Raw genomic sequence first — 20,613 nt, 5'->3', positions numbered from 1 at the left:
TTTTTATTACAAAAAGCAATAAATAAATTATTGATACATTCGGATACCATTGAATGCTGTACCTTCACTTCTCCAACCTATACTCACCAAATGATCTCTTTCAGAAGGATTCATAGTGAAGATATGAGAGGTTCCTTTTTGTCCTCCCTGAACATTCGGATTAAACAGTCTGTATACAGGTTTAGAGCCTCCGGCATAAAACGCTACACCTTCTCTACGCCATCCATTATTGACTAGAAATTGAATTTCAGACTCGTGAGGTGTATACAAATGCCGTTTATCTCCTTCATTATACATTCGAATAACTGGAGTTCCGCTTGTTGGTGCTACCCAGCAAACCCCTTCATATGTCCATCCATTATTTATCATATGATTAGCTTCACCTATATCAGTCGTATAGAAGTGTCTTCCCAGTCCATCATTTCGTAACCGCCAGACATACTGCTCACCTTGTTGCATGCCTATAGTGTTAGGATAAGATGATGGATCATTCTCTCCCGATAATAGTCTTCTAGCAAAATTGGGTCTATATGAGGCTACGTTAAACACTCTCACTACATCTCCTGGTTGCGGAGCATGGATAGCCTGTCCATTCCCGATATAGATAGCAACATGAGTAGTGTTTCCTCTTGCACCATAAAACATTAAATCAGATGGTTGCATAGCGTTTACACTAACCTCTGTACCATATCTTTCCTGATTAAACGTTCCCATTGGAAGATCCATATTTACTGCTTGTTTATAAACATATTTGACCAATCCTCCACAGTCAAATGAATTTGGTCCTTGAGCTCCCCACACATAAGGCTTACCCAGCTGTTCACGTGCTTTTCGGACAACTGCTTGTTGTTGACTTGCAGAAAATGGAACAATCCCATCTATCTCAGGTTCCTCAATAAGTTCGGTGTCTTCAAGTTTCGGTATTTCCATTATATATTTGAATTGCTCTTCCGTGTATCCTGCGTCCAGCGCTTTTTCGAGTTCTTGATTATAGTATTCCTCTGTTATTGAAGAATCTATTGTTTGTGAAACTTCATTATTATTAATGGTTTCATTAGATTCTTCGGCAAAAGTTACTAGAGGTAGTAAAGGTAGCATAGCAATTGAAACGAGACAAAGAACTATCTTTTTTATTCTCATTTTAAATGTCCCCTTTTACTAATTTATTGGTTAAGTACTTAACAATTAAACCTTAACATATCTAAAGGTAAATAATTTGAAATTATCACAAAATACCTGATTAAGATCATAATCAACCGTTTTAAGATCATTTATTTTACTTACGATAAATAAAATGAAATAATTATTAAGGTTATGTGTGTAAGTAAATTAGAACTAAAAAGGTTATTACTGATTTTTGTGTCTATTTCCCTTCTTTAGCAATTTTCTTGATATACTCGATTTGAGTCAAGCTAGTATGAATATGTGTATCGTAGCCTGCTTTTTCCATCATTACTTTGATCTCATCCAAATGATCTTGGTTTTTGACATGAGTATATTGATTCCCTACTAAGAAATACACCTTTGGATCGTTCGCCGCTCTAAATAATAACATTACATTTCCTCTTTTCTTTTTAGGTTTGGTTTCTATTTTAGTAGTGGTGTTATTGCTACTTGAATTGGTTGTTGTTACACCATTCAATCTATACCAATGACATGGATAATAGGTTGTGTTGTTACTGATTCCTGTTGTATTAATTCCATTTCCAGCGTAATTACAGTGGATAATCATATTATTGCTCAACGCTACACCTGTATGTCCATCAGCTCCTAAGGAACCACCCTTGATACCTGCAACAAAGATATCTCCGGCTTGTACTTGGCTTCGATTAATTGGGGTTAACAAATTCCCTTCTAAAGCGTATAGGCTTTCAGTATTCCCAGGCCATGTACCGGCTGGTAAAAAGCCTGCTTCAATCAGTGCATAAAATACAGCAGAACTACAGTCGTAGCTATTTGGTCCCAATCTATTGGCCATTGAATAGGTGACCTTACCTTCTCGGGTTTTAAACCAGTTAATAAATTTGTTAATATCACCCACGATTCATCCCTCCTTTCGCGGTTGTTCGTAAGTTAAAGCTTGGATGTTATCTGCGGTTATACATACCATCACTGATTAGACCATTCATTAATCCGACAATGATAAAAACAGCAAATAAATTCATGTCCATTAATAGCTTTTTCTTCATATAAAGTTGCTCCTGATGTTTGATAATTCGGTTCTGTTGTGCTATTTCAATAATAGATTCTTCTTTAAATTTTCACCTTCTATCCACCGACTTTCTCCAATCGTTCAATTAACATATCTATTTTATTTACGATTTCATTGCAATTTTTTAATATAACTATTTCAATTCTTGCAATTTATTCAAGTTACACAATAGTTCCTCCGCTTTGTGTAATCGACTTCCTTTTCCAAATTTGTGTAATTCCCCTGATCTAACATGGATAAAATAGTGTTTGCACTGAGAATAGCATGGATTCCTGTGACTACTTGAAATGCTCAGCTTTGCTAACGCTAATGTGAATAGTAATAGTTTGATAATAAATCCCTATTTTTTCTTTAATTCTAAAATCTCCTTTCTCAGTTCCATTGTTTCCAGTATTTTTACACTTTTTTTCGTCAAATTCGCAAATTAAAACCACTGGTAATCTATATAAATCTGTTGACTTTCATTAAAGATATTTATAGAATATAGACATAGCAAAAAAGCGCTACAAAGCCTATATTATCGTTGGGTAACGGAATTAGGTCTCTTTAATTTTGCCTATTTGCTAACGAATTAGCTTACGAACATAGTATATTAAAGATATTTATACAAGTCAATAAATATCTTTAACTTTTTTCGTGAGCAATCTGGGAGGTCTCATATAATGATTGCTTTTGATCGAGTCAAAACGCTAGCGGACAAGCAAAAAATATCAATCGTTGAGCTGGAAGAAAAACTTGGTTTTAGTCGCAACTCTCTGTATTCTTGGAAAAAAAACAAGCCTTCTGCAGAAAAGTTAGAAGCAGTTGCAGATTTCTTTAATACCTCAACTGATTATTTACTTGGAAGAACTGATAACCCTTCTATAGAAATACTGTCATCCAATGACGATAACTTGACTCAGTTTTTTAAAGCTGAAACTCATGGAATGCCACAAGAAGAAATAGCTACTCTTGAAAAAGAGTGGAAGGATTATTTAAAAATTAGAAAACGTATGATGCGAGGCGAGTAGCTTATGGAAATTGATCGATACTTGGAAATTCAACGACTGTGTAATAAGGATACTTATGCTTTTATCCGGGAGACAAAAATATCTCCCGAAAACTACAAATTGAACGAGTTCTTTGAATATATAATAGCTAAAAGAAATATCACGTATATTGACTTTAAGTTTTCTTCCAAAATAATTGTTGGTCATTATATGCGCGATGAAGCTGGTAAAAGCATTATGCTAAATAGTTCCCACAGTAGGATAACTCAAAAATTAGGAAAAGTTCATGAAATCGGGCACGATACATTGCATGTCAACTCGGATGTAACACAGGATTTTCAGGATGGATTAAGTAATTTGTACTCGAAAACAGAAGATATCGAAATAGAAGCTAATACAGCTGCCATGATGTATTACATTCCTGATATTAGTTTATACTCAGCAATTTCTGATCCATACATGAATTATGAAAAAATGATGTTTCATTTTAATGTACCAGATTGGTTGCTTGAACGACGTATAATAAGATTTCTTCAAATTAATTGTATGATGACATTTAACGAAGCGGATGATGTCGTAAGAAATTATCAAGGAAAAGGATATTACAAAACTAATAGTATATTGCAGGAAATGGTCAAAATAGAAATGTTTGAAAACAAGCTGATTACTGAATTTACTGATCCGCTATATTTCGATGATAGAGAAAAATCAAAGGGCTTTCATTTTGAAACACGTAGTCTTTTTCGATTTTAAAAAGCCCCAGCCCTTCATTTTAGGCTGGGGGAAGAAAAAACATATCACGATCCGAAGATATTAAAACCTCTTCCGATGTTCATTGGTGATATTGATAAAGTACCGAAACTTGCTGTTACTATCTTTATTAATACCCATAACCTGTAGCCGGCTGCAAATAATCATCAGCTGGGACTTGTTGGTCATAAGTGCCGTCGTATTGTTGTTGGTTCGGATCAACATATTGCTCTTGTCCCGTTGTACCAGTTCCATAATCGTAAACAGTTCCTTGGTCATACGTGCCTGTCTCATCGTAACCGGTAGAAGATTGACTACTGTCAACGATACTACCGTCAGTATCATTGTAAAATAGATTATAAGAATCAGGATCTGCCAAGTTTGGTAGTGTATCAGCTGTCGGTAACCCTAGTTGTTCTTTCAACGCATTTTGAACCGTAAGTAGCTCGTTCATACCTAAAAGCTGATAATAAACTTCGTCAATAAGCTGACTTTGACCATCTAATTGCTTTTGATCAATATTTTTAAAAGCCGATAAGTAATTTGTTCCTATATCAAGCATATCATCCCATGACAGGTCAGTTTTCATATTTTTCTCTACTGCCTTTAGAATTTTCCGATAATTGCTAACGCCATTTATGGACATTGCTTTATTTAGAATCTTGGTTACTACTTCACGTTGACGCTTTTGACGACCGACATCGCCTTCTGGGTCTTGGTAACGCATGCGTGCGTAAGCCAAACCTGTTTCGCCGTTCAATGTTTGTTTACCTTTAGAAAGCTCGATGCCATCAAGTTCAAAATCAAATTGATTATCAACTTCGATACCACCTACAGCATCAATTAAATCCTTCAGACCACGCATGTTAATTGTCACATAATGATCAATAGGAATATCCAACAGATTCTCAATCGTATCCATCGACATCCCTTCGCCACCAAAAGCATAGGCATGGTTTAATTTATCATTAGTATCATAACCCACAATCTTTGTTAGCGTATCTCTACCTAAACTAACAATCGTGGACTTTCCTTGCTGAGGATTCACGGTTACTACCATCATACTATCTGAGCGTCCTTGTTCATCCCGCCCTAAGTCTCCCGTGTCCACTCCTAACAAAAGGATAGAAAACGGCTCAGCGTTATCAATATTTGGTGAAGTTGTATTTTCTCTAATACTATTACGTTTAACAGTTTGACGGATGTTACTTACCATTTGACTGGCATCTTTCGTTACTTGTACTGCATAAATTGTTGCGCCCCCTACAAGGCAATTTAGCAGGATTATTATTCCAACAACGATCTTCTTCCAACGACTCATGGCACACCTCTATTTACGATTTTTACAGTTCATTTTCTCACATAGAGGAGCAGTTTTCAATCTTTTTCAAAAAAAGAGCAACATTCTCTCTATATTTTTTAAAGATTTTTATAAGTAAGTATGCCTTAAATACAAAAAAAGACACCCAATAAATGAGTGTCTGTTAAATTCAGCTTATTTTGCTGCTTCAAAATTTTTGTTTACTTCATCCCAGTTTACAACATTCCAGAAAGCGGCAATGTAATCAGGACGAACATTTCTATAGTTCAAATAGTAAGCATGTTCCCAAACATCTAAACCTAAGATAGGTGTTTTACCTTCAGAAAGTGGATTATCTTGGTTCGCAGTAGACATAATTTCTAGTTTGCCATCATTAACAACTAGCCAAGCCCAACCAGAACCGAAACGTCCAGTTGCTGCAGTTTTGAACTCTTCTTTCATTTTTTCAAAATCACCGAATGCTTCGTCGATGGCATCTTTGATAGCGCCAGTTGGATTGCCACCAGCATTTGGTGCCATGATTTTCCAGAAAAAGCTGTGGTTCGCATGGCCGCCGCCATTATTGCGAACAGCTGTTTTAATATCGTCAGGTACTTCATTTAAGTTAATCATCAATTCTTCAATTGATTGTTCACCAAGTTCAGGGTATTTTTCAATCGCTGCATTCAAATTAGTCACATACGTGTTGTGATGTTTTTCGTGGTGCAAATGCATCGTTTCTTCGTCAATGTAAGGTGCCAGTGCATCGTATCCGTAAGGTAATTCAGGTAAAGTATAAGCCATTTTTTATTTCCTCCTTAGAAAATAGGTACATTAGAATCATACCAAATTATCTAAGCCTTTACAAAGTATATGCTTACTTTTCTTTAGTATTTGAGGAATTTTCTTCAATAATTTCGACTTTTTTGAAAATAAACACCTTGCTGAATACATAATTGGCTACTACGACGACAATTTGGGTAATGATTTTTGCTACTAAGTTTCCTGAGCTCAATACATCTATAAGAATGTACATTAAAGCCATGTCCATGCCAAATGAGATAATTCTTGCAAATAAAAACTTGCTGAACTCCCAAGCTAACGCTCCCAAGGTTTCGGTTTTAGATTGAAATACCCATAACTTATTCGTGACAAATGCAAATAAAACAGAACAAATCCAAGAAATAGTGTTTGATATAGGCCAGCTTAAGCCAAACAACTGATAGGAAACAGCGAAGCTTACAATATTAACAACTGTCGCAAGTCCTCCAAAAAATAGATAAATAAAAATTTCCCACAGCTTTTTTTCCTTTAGGTAGCTCTCAAATTTACGATAATAGTTCATCTACTTTTCACCCTTCTAATAATTCCACTATGTACCTTACAGTAGTCCTCACTTATAGTCAATTCACACCATAAATTCTTTTATCTTTTTTACCCATTGACTTGTTATTGCCAGATTACTTCGCTACAATGATTGATAGATTGGAGCGATCATATGACATTTAGTCAACTAATTAAAGGAGCGGTCTTTCGCTTTTCTACCTTAAAAGATGCAAAATCTATTCCTTTCTGGAAAGCAGTTGTTTATCTGATTCTTTTAAGCGTATTTTTATCCCTTCCGATAGTCTACGAAGGCATGCAAGTTCTGCAGGAAATAAAATCAGACAGTTTACAAATTGCCCAGAAAGTCCCCGATTTTCAAATTGCGGATGGCGAGATACAGACAGAGGAATCAGCGACAGGATTTATCTATCAAACTAATTCCATTATTTTAACATTTGACCCAGAAGGCAAACGGACTGAAAAAGATGTAGCCAATGATTTAGTCGGCAACTATTTCAGTGTGGGACTATTAAAAAATGAGGCTGTTTTAGCATTGCCAGATATGGGTGGCGTTAGTACTTCACTTTTTGGAGACAATGTTCTACGTTTTCCTTACACCGGCGCACCTTTCAATGACCTAACAGGTGCAGAATTGCGTACCGAACTAGAAAATTTAGAATTACCATTATGGGCACCCATTGTTATGTTGCTAGCAGCACTATATCCAACAATCATTAGTTTGATTGTTACCCTGCTATTCACGTCAATCGCTGGAAATCTTTTCGCAAAAATGCGTTTACGTCAAATAACCTTTTTCGAAACCTTTAAGACCCTGATCTTTTGCGCAACGATTCCTACTATTCTGTCAATGATCATCATGTTCTTTGATGCCACGTTTGACTCTAGTTTACTGATTACGTGTATCAGTATATTTATCTTTTTCCAAGTCAGCAATCACTTACCTAAAATGAAGCTGCCAAATACTTAACTGCTTGTGACGCTGCAAGCAGTTTTTTTATCGTAAATTTGGTAAAATAGGAGTTGAGGTGAATAGTATGCAAAAACCAATCATTTATTTACAACGATCATTCCGTGAAGAATTCATAGCCAAAATTAAAGAAATTGCCCCTGATTATCAAATAAGCACCGAATTGTCCGAAGAAGAACTATCAAATGTCGAAATTTCGGTTGGCTGGAAACGCGAAAAGGAACTGGCTCTGCTCAATAGCCCACGTTTGAAATGGGTACAAGCTATTTCAGCAGGAGTGGATTATCTTCCATTATCCGAGCTTGAAAAGAATGACATTCTGCTATCAAACGGCAGTGGCATTCATGCTATATCAATTAGCGAACATGTTATTGGCACTCTATTGGCTTATTATCGAGGAATCAGTCAGTCAGTTAAAAATCAAATGAGGAAAAAATGGGATCAATCAGGTATCCACTATGATCAGCTTTCCGGCAAGAACTTGTTAGTAGTTGGAACTGGTCATATTGGAAAGCAATTATCGGCTTCCTTACAAAGTCTTGGCGTTAATGTCTATGGAATTAACACAACCGGACGACCAGTAGAGGGGTTTAGTGAAACCTATTCAATTAAAAACCTGCCAAAAATAGTAGAAGATATGGATATCGTAGTCGGCATTTTACCTGGCACTGAGGCAACTTACCATATTTTCAACAGCGACATTTTCCAGCGTATGAAAACTGCTGCGATGTTTGTTAACGTGGGACGCGGCGACACCGTCCACACCAAAGAATTAGCTACAGCCTTAAAAGAAAAACACTTAGCATTTGCCGCACTAGATGTCTTTGAAGATGAACCTTTGCCTGCTGATAGTGATCTGTGGGAGTTAGAAAATCTACTGATTACTCCTCATATTTCAGGAATGACAGTCGATTTCCAGAGAAAATTCATGAACATCTTTTTGAAGAATTTGAAGGGATATGTAGAAAATGGAGAGCTTGTTGAGAATCAGGTAGGGTTGAAGAGAGGGTATTAAATAAGCGACTTAAAAGCTATTTGGATGTCTAGCTTTTAAGTCTTTTGTCGTAATTATCTTCAGTTTCCTTCACTATATAAATCGGTCTTTTCTTCGTCTCTAAAAAAATCTTTCCAATATATTTCCCTATAATTCCCAAAGACAAAAGTTGTAATCCACCGATAAACAGTAAAATAGACACAATAGATGGCCAACCAGATGTCGGATCCCCAAATAATAATGCTCGAAAAACAATAAAAATCAAAGCAATTCCAGAGCCAACACAAGATAGTGCTCCGACAAAAGAAGCAATATTCAAAGGTGCATCTGAAAAATTGATAATTCCATCAATCGAGTAATTGAATAATTTCCAAAAAGACCATGATGTTTCTCCTGCAGAGCGCTCTCTATTGTCAAAAGAAATGTATTCAGTTTTGTATCCAACCCAGCTAAAAATACCTTTAGAAAAACGATTATATTCTGTGACTTCTAACACTGAATCAACCATTTGTCTAGTCATTAGTCGAAAATCTCTAGCTCCATCCACCATGTGTGTGTCACTAATCTTATTGATTAAATGATAAAAGGTTTTCGCAAAAAAACTACGAATCGGTGGTTCCCCTTTTCGATCTGCACGCCTAGTTCCAACACAATCAATATCCGTGGTCTCAATCTTTTGAATCATTTGTGGTAACAACTCTGGAGGATCTTGTAAATCTACGTCCATTACAGTCACTAAATTACCAGTTGATGCTTGGAGACCCGCATACAATGCCGCCTCTTTGCCGAAATTTCGAGAAAAAGAAATATAGCGTACATTCGAGCCTATACTTGATGGTAGACGTTTGATTGCCTGCAACGTGCCATCTTTTGAACCATCATCTACAAATATATACTCAAATTTCTTTCCAGTAAGCGGTTGGATTTTTTCCATCTCCGTAAAAAAAAGAGGAATCGCTTCCTCTTCATTAAAGCAAGGAACAATAATTGATAACATCCTATTCACCTCTAAGCTTCGTTAAACTCATATTTAGGTTCGTCTAATTTCTCGTCGTAATCCACGACTAAATTATACCTTTTAAAGAACCATTCATCTGCTTCTTCCACAAAGAATAGCATACCATCAACCTTTTCAGTAATCAATGGTTTTTCTGGTGTGTCTACTGACATACCTACAGAAAATCCGTCGTGAACCTGGGTTTTTCCATAAACTTTACCATAGAACTTTATTCCTTGACCTTCGTTAACAATGATTTCTTCTTTAAACCATTTTTTTGCAGCAGGCGTGACTGTTAATTTCATTTTGTAAGACTCCTATCCATTCATTTTCTCGTCAAGATAATCTACGTCTTCATTGAGGCCTATTACTACCAAATGATCATTTTGCTGAACAATTTCTTCAGCAGGCGGCGAGACAATTGGTTCGTCATTATTACGGCGGATTGCTACAACGTTTAAACCAAATTTCTGGCGAAAATCCAATTCCTGCAAGGTTTTTCCATAGAATTTCCTATTTGTTACCACAACTTCAGCTAATGAGTATTCAGCCGAAAGTTCCAAATAGTCCAAAATGTTCTTGGAGACCAAATTGTGAGCGATTCGATAGCCCATGTCTCGTTCAGGATGAACAACACGGTCTGCTCCGATTTTTTCTAACACTCTTGCGTGGTACTCATTTTGAGCCTTTGCTAGAATATTAGGTACCCCCATCTCTTTGCACATAAGGGTTACTAAAATACTAGCTTGGATGTCTTCGCCAATTGCCACGATCACATGATCGAAATTACGGATGCCTAACGAGCGTAGAGTCATCTCATCTTGGGCGTTAGCAACAACTGCATGAGTCGCAATGTTCATGTATTCATTTACACGATCTTCGTTGCTATCGATTGCTAATACCTCTTGCCCTGATTCTACTAAAGTTCGACAAATACTACCACCAAAACGACCAAGACCGACAATTACAAAACTTTGTTTCATGCGCTATCTCCTTAAATTTAAAATTTCTGCTTTTTATTTGTATCAAAAAATTTGATGTTTTTTCTGTAATCTTACTTTTTCCAGTATAACAAAGAGCGGATTAATAAAATAGAGGAATTCCTCTATTTTATTAATCCGTGTTTAAAAGCATAAATAGCAGCTTGGGTTCGATCTTCTACTTCCAATTTTGCTAAGATATTCGATACGTGTGTTTTTACTGTTTTCAATGTGATAAACAGTTCATCGGCAATTTCTTGATTGCTCATACCTTGGGCTATTAACAATAAGATTTCTTGTTCACGATTTGTTAACTCTTCATGAAGTACATGACGATTGCGGTTTGATAGCTGTTCCATCATTTTAGTCGTTACTTCTGGTTCTAAAACCCGCTCACCTTTGTAAGTAGCTCTAATTGCATCGGCAATCTCATGAGCAGTAGATGTCTTCAGTAAATATCCCGAAGCACCTGCTTCAATTGCAGGGTATACTTTCTCGTCATCAATAAAACTTGTTACAATTAAAATTTTAGCTTCCGGCCACTCGCTCAAAATTTTCTTCGTTGAATCAATTCCGTCCATCACTTCCATGACTAAATCCATCAAAATGACATCCGGTCTTAATTCCAGTGCTTTGTCATAGCCCTCTTCACCGTTTTCTGCTTCACCAACTACTTCAATATCACTTTGAATCGATAAATAGGAAGATACTCCTAATCGAACCATTTCATGATCATCCACCAATAACACTCGTATCATGTTTTGCCTCCTTCACTACAGGAACTTTGATTTCTACACTGGTCCCTTGTCCTTTGAAACTAATTATTTTTGTGGTCCCACCTACACCAGCAATTCTTTCACGAATATTTCTTAATCCGTAACTACCCGCATGTTCATCATTTGCTTCGAATCCTACGCCATCATCAATCACACGCAAGCTAATATTTTGACCAATGATTTTCAAATATACTTCTAGTTCACTGGCTTTTGCATGTCGCAAGGTGTTTGACAGCAATTCCTGAACTACACGAAACAGTTGATCTTCGATTGAAGAAGACACTTGAATGTCTTGTACATCCCACTTTAAGCGAATTTGGATCTTCGTTTGCAATTCCTTTAGTAACTGCTCAATACCCTGTCGCAAACTCTTCCCTTCAAGACTAACTGGTCTTAAATGGAGCAACAGCGCACGCATTTCAGATTGAGCAGCATTAATAATATCTGCAACCATCGCTAGTTGCTTCTTATAGGGCTCTAGCTCTTCTGAATGCTGAGACTGTTCATTTAGTGCAGACATCATCATCATCGCTGCAAAGAGTTGCTGCGAGACTGAATCATGCAATTCTCTAGCTAGGCGATGCCGTTCTTCTTCTAAGATCTTTTCTTTAGTTGTCCCATCGACAAGTTGAGGTTGACTGCTTAACTGTTGAAGCTCACGAGACATGCTTACCAGCTTCTGCTGAATTTTTTTGATGTCATCGTTAATCAATAGCAGATTTTTGGTCTGAGACATTCCTGCATCTAAACTAGGGTGATCATAATCGCCAGAAGAAAGACGCTGTAATTTTTCTTCAATTTTATCAAATTGTTGCTTCTGAAGAAAGGCAATCAATAAATAAACGACAATTCCGACAGTTAATGCAATCATTAACAAATGAATAATTAAAGGGATATAAAAAATTTTAGCCGCAATCAATTGCCCAATCAAATTTTTCTTGCCGATCGCATACATATACATATAAATAGTCGAAATCAGCAATAAAAAAGTAGTTAGCCCTGAATATAAAGCCAAGTGCAAGCGAGAAAATTTTCCGATCATACGCGAATCACCTCAACATCACCTAGTAGTGAATTCGTAATCAGTTTTAAGCGCCTCGGACTATCATCATAGTCCACGCTGTACATTTTCAATGATTCATTTTTAAGAATAAGTTCTTCTTCTTCAAAGCGCACTTTTCCGTAAAATGTCGCATGTTCAAAAAGTATTCCCACACCATAAGGAACCAGCACGCGTGTTCGACCAAAAACTTTTCGAATAATGACTACACTATCTTCTTTAGGCAAAAGCGTATTTCCCAAATCAATAATAGTATCACCTGCAATAAGATCAACATTAATATCGTCCCACTCAAAAACCTGATTACCAATTCGCTCATTGCCAAACCAAGGTTGTTTCTTTTTTTCGCCTTGGTGTTCAGTTGGATTTTCTGCTTCAACAATGATCATTTGCTTTTTATTCTTAAACGAATAGCTTGGAAAGGATACCCCCGCTATTTCTACTCCTTTTAAACCAATGAATAAAACCGCAAAAATAAGCATTAACCAAGTAGCCGGACTATTAACTAAACAAATAATTAGTATCAATGATCCTAAAATCAGCTGAAATTTCCGTCGGTGATTTTTTCTTAACCCCCAATAAATATTTAAAATTCCAAATACCACCATAATCAATACAGGTGGATTGGATGAAACTTGCCACAGTAGAAAAACTGCGAGCAATAGTTCAATTATGATAAAAAAACGCCAAGGACTTCTCACAACATTCTCCCCCTGATTTATTTATACCTTATTCTACTTGTTTTTTAGTTTGAATACTATCGGACTTTAGTAGGACATAAAGAAAAGCTTCACGAAGGTTAGTTCGTGAAGCTCAATGTCAATAACCACAACTATAAGCTAAAGTTAGTTAACCTTAGTAATTTTAACTTGCATATCGCCACCTGGTGTAGCAATTGCGACAACATCTCCAACTTTCTTACCAATCACTGCTTGGGCAATCGGTGAATCGTTAGAAATCTTGCCAGAAAATGGATCAGCTTCTGCTTTACCAACGATGGTATACTCTTCTTCATCACCATTTGGCTGTTCAACAAAAGTAAATGTTTTACCAATTGAAATTTCATCAGAGTTGACATTATCATTGTCAATGATTTCTGCAAAACGGATCATATTTTCAAGCGTATTAATTCGCCCCTCGACGAAGGCTTGTTCGTCTTTTGCTGATTCATACTCGGAGTTTTCCGACAGGTCCCCAAAACTACGAGCAATTTTAATGCGCTCTATAATTTCCCCCCGTTTTACCGTTTTCAATTCTTCTAGCTCTTGTTCTAATTTTTCTTTTCCTTCATGTGTCATTGGATATACTTGTTCTACCATAATTCTATTTGCTCCTTCATTCTAATAAATTACGAAAGGTAATCTTCTGTAGAGTTGATCCACAAAAGATTACCACGTAATTAATGATTTGTAAATTAGTAAAACTAATTTTGGTTCACATATTTTTCAACTAATTCCATATGTTCGTCATATGTCTTCGCATAATAGACTTTTCCTGTGGAAACATCTGCCACAAAGTAATAATAATCATTAGCTGTTGGTTCTAATACCGCTAAAATAGCATCCTGACTTGGACTATCAAATGGTCCCGGGCCGTAGCCTGTATTAATATACAGATTGTACGGAGAATCAATTTCAGTGTCTTTATAAGTAACCATTTCTTTGTGCTCGCCTAACGCATATAAGATCGAAATATCCGACTGCAGTGGCATATCCGCTTCGATTCGATTGAAGAATACTTGTGCAATTTGCTTACGGTCATCAGTAGTTACACCTTCTTTTTCAACCAATGAAGCTAAGGTCAATACTTCCTGAACACTCATTCCTTTTTCTTTGATTGTACTATAGTAAGGTGCCATCACTTGGTTTGTTGCATCAACCATCTGGGTAATCAATTCTTCCAAGCTATTGCTCTTCAGTACGTTATATGTCGCAGGGAATAAGTAACCCTCTAAACGATACCTAACATCTTCAGCATTTCCTGCATCAGTTAACAGATCAGGATACTGTTCTTCCAATTGTTTGAAGAATGTGTCATCATTTATTAGGTTAAGGAAATCCTCTTTACTAAAGTCGGTCTTCTTAGCCACTAGAGTTCCAATTTGATCCGCATCATATCCTTCTGGTATTGTTAGTTTAGATGCATCATCTAATGGTACAGCACTTCCTCCTTGCTGCAATTCTTTGCCAATTTCATCTAACGTCATATTAGGCGAAAATTGATAATAACCAGCTTGGAAATTCGTTAAGTTTTTAAACTTTGTATAGTAATTGAATACTAATCCATCGCGGATAATATCATCGTTTTCCAAAATTTCGCCAATTTGTCGATTAGATGATCCACTAGGTATCTCAACTTGGACTAGATTTTCATCATTTGTATCTAATGGTTTTAGACCTGCACTAACATAATTATATCCTGAAATAGCTAAAATTCCAGCAATAATCAATATCGCAACAGTCAAAACATAGACGATCTTTCGAACGACTCGATCCTCTTTTCTACGTTCTGCTCGCTTCAAATTGCTCTCCTCGCTTAACTTTTCTTCAAATTCATCATAATCAATCTGACGAATCTCTTCTATTTTGCCACTGAGTTTTTCTAAAATAGTTGGTTCTTCTATCTTTGTTTCCTCAGTCAATGCAATAGCCGAACTCTCTGGCGACTCCACCTTTGTTTTCACAGGCGTGACACTCGCTTTTTTGACAGTTGGCTTTATTTTTTCATTAACGATCGGGTCTTGCTTTGGAGCATAAGGACGTTGTGTCTTTTGAATCGATCCATCACCTTGCTCAGTCTCACGTTTTTGCCGATTTTCTTCTAATGCACGGATAATCTGCTCTTTAAAAGAACCGTCTTCTGAGTGTGTGTCTTTCACGTCAGACAAAACAACTCCCCCTTACTTCATGTCATAACTTGATATATTATACATGAAAGTAAGGGAGAGTGAAATGGTATTCGATGTTTCGTAATAATTTTTACACTTTTGTAGTATCCTGCTTGCTATAGAATTCTCCTAAAAAATCTGGTTATGGCTGAATACTGTTTTTCAAAATTGGACGATGTACTACCAATAATTGTAAATGGTAGAACAATCTTTATCCCCAGCTCAAATATCTATATTTTACATTAACTTCTCAGATTTTAAATAGTTTTCCAAACCAGATTGAATTGTATAATTACTCTTAAACCCAATTGAGAGTAGCCTCGAAATATCTGCTACTGAATCCTTGATATCACCCGATCGTTCCTTTTCATACTGAACTGGCAATTTTACATTGAGCGCTTTATCAATGACTTCGATTAATTTGTTCAAAGTTATTGATTCACCTGTTCCCACATTGAACTGTTTCCCTAGTGTTTCATCATCATTTGCGATCAACAGTAGCGCTTGAATTACATCATCGACATAAATGAAGTCCCTAGATTGAGAACCATCGCCGAAAAGAGAAAAAAGTGCTGGTTCGCCATTAATCAGCTTTTTATAGCGATCAACTAGAATAGATATCACACCACTATAAGGTGATTCTGGATTTTGATTGGGTCCATAAACATTGAAAAAGCGAACAGCACTTGTTGGAATCCTATATAAATGGTTATAATTCAGGACATACTGTTCAGCAGCGAACTTATCAATAGCATAAGGGGTTAAGGGCCGAATAACCGATTCTTCTTTCTTGGGTAACGTAGATTCATCTCCATAGACAGCTGCAGAAGAACTAAAAACTAGTCTTTTAAGGTTTATTTGATATTTTCGAACCAATTCTAAAAGCATTAAGACACTCTCAAAATTCACTCGATGAGATTCAACTGGGCGTTCAACAGAATCAGCTACACTGGCAATTGCAGCAAGATGGAAAATATAGTCGAAATTTCTTTCAGATAAGATTTTTTCCATCAATGCTTCATTCGTAACACTCCCATGAATAAATTCTATATTGTCATTGAATTGAATATTTTCTTTTTTTCCCATTGATAGGTCATCTACTACTACAACTTTGTTACAGGTAGAAATTTCTTTTACTAACGTTGAACCAATGAAACCTGCACCACCTGTAACTAAGAATTTTAGATTAGTCAATGTTTTCTCCTCCTCCCATTAAACGCCCTAAAAATAGCCAAAAAACTAGACTACCAACTGTATGTTCCAATACAAATTCACTGTTAAAAAGTCCAAAAACACTATAAGACAATACAACTAAAAAATAAAAAAATCTAAAATTATTTTTGTTCAAGTTGAACCATTCTATTTTTTTTATAACTTGAATAAAGTCCTTAATGCAAAAACTAAAGAATGACATTGCTCCTAAAACACCTGTAGAAGTCAACACATTAATGTATGAGTTATGGGCTATAAAACCATGCTGAGCTATAAAGCCATTCGGAAGATGTTCTTTAGCATAAGGCAGTAAATTTTTGGGGGACACTCCAATTAACCAGCTTGTACTGAAAATCTCTAATGCACTTTTCCAAATAGAAAATCTCATGTTTGAAACATCACTACTTTCAACAACATCTCTTCTGACTAAACTAGTATTAGCTTGAGATTTAAGTCCAGCATTAATGTTACTTGACCAAGACTTTATTGTCTCTAAAATTTGTGAAAAGAAAAGTTTAGTTCCATCAATTAAAGTATATAATATTAAGATTGATAAGAAAATAGACGCTACAGATAATGTAACTTTAAGCGTTTTTGATTTGCTTCTGAAATAATCTAAATTGAATATCAACACACTTATGGTAATTGCTATAGAAACATAAGCAACAACTTCAGCAGTCCTTGATCCACTTAATACAATATACAAGTACTGGAAAAAAATGTTGCTAGCTAAAAATATTTTAAATAGCTTATTATTACTTTTAACAAGATAACATACGCACAAGATAATAACTACAACTGATGTAGTAGCTCCGTAATTAGGATCTCCAAACACCCCGAAAAGCCTTGATTCTAAAAATCCAATTCTAATACGATCCCTAGGCGAGTAGAACTTCTCATAACCAAAATTAAAAAAAAACATGGCTAGGGAAACAAAAGAGAGTAAGAACCAAGTATAGATTAGGGTCAAATTAAATTTATTAAAAAAAGCAGAATTCCCATAACATTCTTTTCCAAATTGATAAGCTAAAAAATAGTAAATTGAACTCCAAATTATAAGCTTAAGATTAGGTACTATCCCATATTGCCTATTGATACTAGATGTTATAAGCAAGATTATAACAAACAAAACTAAGAATATATCGTAAGGAAATCTTCTTTTCAGTACATTGTCTACGAAATCATAAAATAACAACAATCCTCCGAATACTGCTAAAAAAGTAAAAACTACCCCATCATATTTTGAAGGTAACAAACTCATAAAATTAATTGCTCTTACAACCAACCCTATAAGAAGCAGTAATAAATAGGTCTCTTTTATTTTAATTATTTTTCCATTTTTTAACAATTACTACACTTCTTTCCGTCTAAAACTTCTTTCCATTCGGATACTATCCCATCTAATTTAAATAATTTTGCACGCTTTAATACCTTTTTTTGAAATTCAATTCTTAGATCTTCATTCTTAATTAATTTGTCTAACTGTTGAGTCATCTTTACGGTATCAAAATTAGGAATTAGCATTCCAGATGAGTCATCCTTTAGTAGCTCTTGAGCCCCACTATGATCAAAACTTACTATTGGCAGACCAAATGTCATAGCTTCAATCATAACTAATGGTAAAGCTTCCGTCCTAGAAGTTGAAATAAATATAGAACTTTCTTGATAATGTTTAGCCAATGATCGCCCTTTTAGTGGACCTACATATTCTATTTTGTTACTAGCACCTTTACTTTCAACCAATTCAAAAAAAGCCTTCTCCTCACTTTCGGTACCCTGGCCAGCTATCCTTATTTTCCATTCATCTGGCAAGGTATTCGCAACATCTAAAAGATAATCTATTCCTTTTACATAAATATCTAATCTTGCTGTAAATGAAATAACTTTTCGCGATAAATCAGCAATCCCAGACTCTTTCAAAATCATTGGGTTATGTATAATTAAAGTATTTTCATTTATATCAGAATAAACATTTAGTGCCTTTTTTGATAAACAAACGATTAAGTCAGTCGCTTTCAAACTACAAAGGAAAGCCTTTTTGTAATTCTTAGTTATTTCATTAAAGCTATAATCTGTATCTTCATGCATCCATGATATAATCCTCAGGTTTGGGAAATCTTTTTTTATTTCTTCACAAAAAAAGACAGTTGTAATAGCAGAATTTAAGATTAAAACATCCAGTTTTTTTTCTATTATAGTCTTTTTTAAAGAGGTAATCTCCTCCTTCATATACTTTTTAGGGGTAAACCCACCTTTTTTTGCTACTAACTCAACTCCTTTCCTTAATTTTATTATATTTTTAGTCATAATGCTCCTTGACTTAAAAATTGGTACCAACTTTTCATTATCTATATTCATGTAATTTTTATCATCCTGATAGGGAATAAAAAAAACATTATAAAATTTATCTAGTTCCTTACCAATTATGGTGGCTACCATATTGGCCCCACCATAATTAAACGACGGACCTACTATCCCAATATTCAAAAGATCACATCCTTTTTTTTATCCTATAATAAATTGAAGTTACAAATTGGAACTCAGATTTTTTTCTATATAACAAATAATATAATAAACCAGAAATCAATACAGAGCTACCTCCTGCAAAAATTATGCTTAATATTCCCGAAAAACTTCCTAGAAGCAAAACTTTGAACAACGTGGTAGCTACTACTGCTAGCAATAAATCAAAAAAATATTTAGTAAAGAGAATTACAAAATCTGAAAAAGATCTTTTGAAAACATACTTATAGACAACTGAAGCTTCATACCATAGGACAAAACCCAAGGACGAAATTATAGTCCCAATTAAAACACCATTTATTCCCATCTTAAAGACGATTAGTAATACAAGTGAGATAACTAGATTCAATCCAGCCTCGAGTATTGGCTTTTTACGCTGAAACCAGTAAAGACCGAAAGATTCTATGAATACAAATCCAGTATTTCTATAGACTTGTACAGCGTAATTCAAGCAAATAAATCCAGTAGTCAAATTACTGAGTACGTATTCATCACCAACCCATAAATTTATAAAAGGATTGATAATAGCTACTAATATGGTGGTAGTAAAATAAGCTAGGGAATGATTAATGAAAAAATGTTTTTTAAAGAGTTCATAGGCACTGCTTTCGCTTGCAGTTGCCGCAAAGTTCCCGATACTAGCGGTAACTGAATTTGTCACTTGCTTGCAGAGATTCTGTACACTTACTGTTATTAGAGAATAGTTTGAATAGGTACCCACAGCTGTTAAGCTTATAAATGACGAAATTAGTATATTGTCTGTTCCCATAACTATTACTCCACCAATTTTAGAGGACACATTTCCGATTATATTTTTTTTAATTTCCTTCTTAGTACCAGCTTCAAGCTCCGTGATTCTAGGACTCTTCAAATATGGATATTTTTTATCCACTATATGGGAGATACTAAGATTTGAAATAAACGTCGCTACTATCTGAATAATCAAAAACAAAGAAAAGCTAGAGTAGATATATAAAGAGACAATTTGTACTACATTCATTATAATTAGAAACAGCAAGTCGTTCATAGAATTTATATAGTTTTTCTGATCTGCAATTATCAACGATCGTTTATAAGTAAAAAAATAGCTTAAGGATGAATTCGCCAAAAAAAGAACATAATATATATATATACTATTCATTCCGATATCATCGTTAATCAAATAATGTAGAAATGGTATTAATAATAAACCAAGCACCCCTACAAATATTCCGATTACTTCGTATGATTTCTTGTAAAGATTCATTAATGCTATTATTTGAAGCTGATCATCTTTTGCTAACGGCTTATATAGAGAGTATACTATTGAGGTTCCTATCCCCAATTCCGCCAGAGATAAGAAACTTAATATGTTAGTGAAAAGACCATTTAATCCAAGATATTTCGCTCCTAAAAAATAGATAAAGAAGCTTCTGCTTGCAAATTGAATTACTAATCTAATAATGTATACAATCATAGAAATTGAAGAATTTATTATTGAATATTCTAATCGACTTTTTTTCATAAAATAGGAACTCTCCGTTTTCATTATTGCTCTAACTTGTTAGCTACGAGCTAATATTAAAATAATTATACGATCGAAGTAAACAGTAACACAGTTTTCACTAACGAAATTGAAT

The 20,613-nt window shown here is 35.1% G+C and carries 21 protein-coding genes; 4 read left to right on the top strand and 17 right to left on the bottom strand.

Annotation, left to right across the window (positions count from 1 at the left end):
• Nucleotides 1-27: 27 nt before the first annotated feature.
• Both IGI42_RS16200 and IGI42_RS16195 read right to left on the bottom strand, forming a co-directional pair.
• Entirely contained in the window at nt 28-1,140 is a 1,113-nt protein-coding gene (locus tag IGI42_RS16200) for an NlpC/P60 family protein (RefSeq protein ID WP_438716905.1), read from the bottom strand.
• Nucleotides 1,141-1,363: 223 nt separating this feature from the next.
• A complete protein-coding gene (locus IGI42_RS16195) occupies nt 1,364-2,041 on the bottom strand; it encodes a peptidoglycan amidohydrolase family protein (protein WP_438716904.1) in 678 nt (225 codons plus the stop codon).
• A gap of 833 nt (nt 2,042-2,874) precedes the next feature.
• Here IGI42_RS16195 and IGI42_RS16190 point away from each other — a divergent pair.
• Both IGI42_RS16190 and IGI42_RS16185 read left to right on the top strand, forming a co-directional pair.
• A complete protein-coding gene (locus tag IGI42_RS16190) occupies nt 2,875-3,222 on the top strand; it encodes a helix-turn-helix domain-containing protein (protein WP_438716903.1) in 348 nt (115 codons plus the stop codon).
• Nucleotides 3,223-3,225: 3 nt separating this feature from the next.
• Complete coding sequence (locus tag IGI42_RS16185) at nt 3,226-3,954, top strand: ImmA/IrrE family metallo-endopeptidase (protein WP_438716902.1); 729 nt, start codon at nt 3,226-3,228, stop codon at nt 3,952-3,954.
• A 127-nt stretch (nt 3,955-4,081) separates the two neighbouring features.
• On the opposite strand, the gene IGI42_RS16180 is transcribed toward IGI42_RS16185, so the two are convergent.
• The 3 genes from IGI42_RS16180 to IGI42_RS16170 form a co-directional block, all read right to left on the bottom strand.
• The gene (locus IGI42_RS16180) at nt 4,082-5,272 is read right to left on the bottom strand and encodes an LCP family glycopolymer transferase (protein ID WP_438716901.1); all 1,191 of its coding nucleotides are present in this window, start codon (nt 5,270-5,272) and stop codon (nt 4,082-4,084) included.
• A 174-nt stretch (nt 5,273-5,446) separates the two neighbouring features.
• Nucleotides 5,447-6,055 (bottom strand): superoxide dismutase, encoded by a 609-nt coding sequence (locus IGI42_RS16175; protein WP_438716900.1) that lies wholly within the window; start codon nt 6,053-6,055, stop codon nt 5,447-5,449.
• 73 nt (nt 6,056-6,128) lie between these two features.
• Nucleotides 6,129-6,596 carry a GtrA family protein gene (locus IGI42_RS16170; RefSeq protein WP_438716899.1) on the bottom strand — a complete coding sequence of 156 codons (468 nt, stop codon included), beginning with the start codon at nt 6,594-6,596 and terminating at the stop codon, nt 6,129-6,131.
• A gap of 153 nt (nt 6,597-6,749) precedes the next feature.
• Here IGI42_RS16170 and IGI42_RS16165 point away from each other — a divergent pair, with 153 nt between their 5' ends.
• Together IGI42_RS16165 and IGI42_RS16160 are read left to right on the top strand one after the other, a co-directional pair.
• Nucleotides 6,750-7,565, top strand: coding sequence for a DUF1189 domain-containing protein (locus tag IGI42_RS16165; RefSeq protein WP_438716898.1), 816 nt, complete (start codon nt 6,750-6,752; stop codon nt 7,563-7,565).
• Between the two features lie 67 nt (nt 7,566-7,632).
• Entirely contained in the window at nt 7,633-8,580 is a 948-nt protein-coding gene (locus IGI42_RS16160; RefSeq protein ID WP_438716897.1) for a phosphoglycerate dehydrogenase, read from the top strand.
• A gap of 28 nt (nt 8,581-8,608) precedes the next feature.
• On the opposite strand, the gene IGI42_RS16155 is transcribed toward IGI42_RS16160, so the two are convergent.
• From IGI42_RS16155 to IGI42_RS16100, 12 genes are all read right to left on the bottom strand, one after another.
• On the bottom strand, nt 8,609-9,556 hold the full coding sequence (locus IGI42_RS16155) for a glycosyltransferase family 2 protein (RefSeq protein WP_438716896.1): 948 nt from the start codon (nt 9,554-9,556) through the stop codon (nt 8,609-8,611).
• An 11-nt stretch (nt 9,557-9,567) separates the two neighbouring features.
• The gene (locus IGI42_RS16150) at nt 9,568-9,861 is read right to left on the bottom strand and encodes a HesB/YadR/YfhF family protein (protein WP_438716895.1); all 294 of its coding nucleotides are present in this window, start codon (nt 9,859-9,861) and stop codon (nt 9,568-9,570) included.
• A gap of 12 nt (nt 9,862-9,873) precedes the next feature.
• Nucleotides 9,874-10,539: a potassium channel family protein gene (locus IGI42_RS16145; protein WP_010759567.1), complete on the bottom strand. Its 666-nt coding sequence runs from the start codon at nt 10,537-10,539 to the stop codon at nt 9,874-9,876.
• A 122-nt stretch (nt 10,540-10,661) separates the two neighbouring features.
• Nucleotides 10,662-11,294: a response regulator gene (locus IGI42_RS16140; protein WP_438716894.1), complete on the bottom strand. Its 633-nt coding sequence runs from the start codon at nt 11,292-11,294 to the stop codon at nt 10,662-10,664.
• A complete protein-coding gene (locus IGI42_RS16135; RefSeq protein ID WP_438716893.1) occupies nt 11,269-12,354 on the bottom strand; it encodes a sensor histidine kinase in 1,086 nt (361 codons plus the stop codon). The genes IGI42_RS16140 and IGI42_RS16135 overlap by 26 nt, the downstream gene beginning before the upstream one ends.
• Nucleotides 12,351-13,073 (bottom strand): cell wall-active antibiotics response protein LiaF, encoded by a 723-nt coding sequence (gene liaF, locus IGI42_RS16130; RefSeq protein ID WP_438716892.1) that lies wholly within the window; start codon nt 13,071-13,073, stop codon nt 12,351-12,353. The genes IGI42_RS16135 and liaF overlap by 4 nt, the downstream gene beginning before the upstream one ends.
• 144 nt (nt 13,074-13,217) lie before the next feature.
• Nucleotides 13,218-13,691: a transcription elongation factor GreA gene (greA, locus tag IGI42_RS16125; RefSeq protein ID WP_438716891.1), complete on the bottom strand. Its 474-nt coding sequence runs from the start codon at nt 13,689-13,691 to the stop codon at nt 13,218-13,220.
• Nucleotides 13,692-13,795: 104 nt separating this feature from the next.
• On the bottom strand, nt 13,796-14,938 hold the full coding sequence (gene mltG / locus IGI42_RS16120; protein ID WP_438717064.1) for an endolytic transglycosylase MltG: 1,143 nt from the start codon (nt 14,936-14,938) through the stop codon (nt 13,796-13,798).
• A gap of 558 nt (nt 14,939-15,496) precedes the next feature.
• Complete coding sequence (locus tag IGI42_RS16115) at nt 15,497-16,453, bottom strand: NAD-dependent epimerase/dehydratase family protein (protein WP_438716890.1); 957 nt, start codon at nt 16,451-16,453, stop codon at nt 15,497-15,499.
• Nucleotides 16,446-17,819 carry an O-antigen ligase family protein gene (locus tag IGI42_RS16110; RefSeq protein WP_438716888.1) on the bottom strand — a complete coding sequence of 458 codons (1,374 nt, stop codon included), beginning with the start codon at nt 17,817-17,819 and terminating at the stop codon, nt 16,446-16,448. Before IGI42_RS16110 ends, IGI42_RS16115 begins: the two co-directional genes overlap by 8 nt.
• On the bottom strand, nt 17,813-18,910 hold the full coding sequence (locus IGI42_RS16105) for a glycosyltransferase (protein WP_438716887.1): 1,098 nt from the start codon (nt 18,908-18,910) through the stop codon (nt 17,813-17,815). The genes IGI42_RS16110 and IGI42_RS16105 overlap by 7 nt, the downstream gene beginning before the upstream one ends.
• 52 nt (nt 18,911-18,962) lie before the next feature.
• Nucleotides 18,963-20,498, bottom strand: a complete 1,536-nt coding sequence (locus tag IGI42_RS16100; protein WP_438716886.1) for a lipopolysaccharide biosynthesis protein — start codon at nt 20,496-20,498, stop codon at nt 18,963-18,965.
• Nucleotides 20,499-20,613 lie beyond the last annotated feature (115 nt).

The sequence above is a fragment of the Enterococcus sp. AZ109 genome (genome assembly GCF_051714625.1).
Classification (GTDB): domain Bacteria; phylum Bacillota; class Bacilli; order Lactobacillales; family Enterococcaceae; genus Enterococcus_A.
The sequence above is the reverse complement of the archived record's forward strand: the minus strand, read 5'-3'. Positions and strand labels throughout refer to the sequence as shown.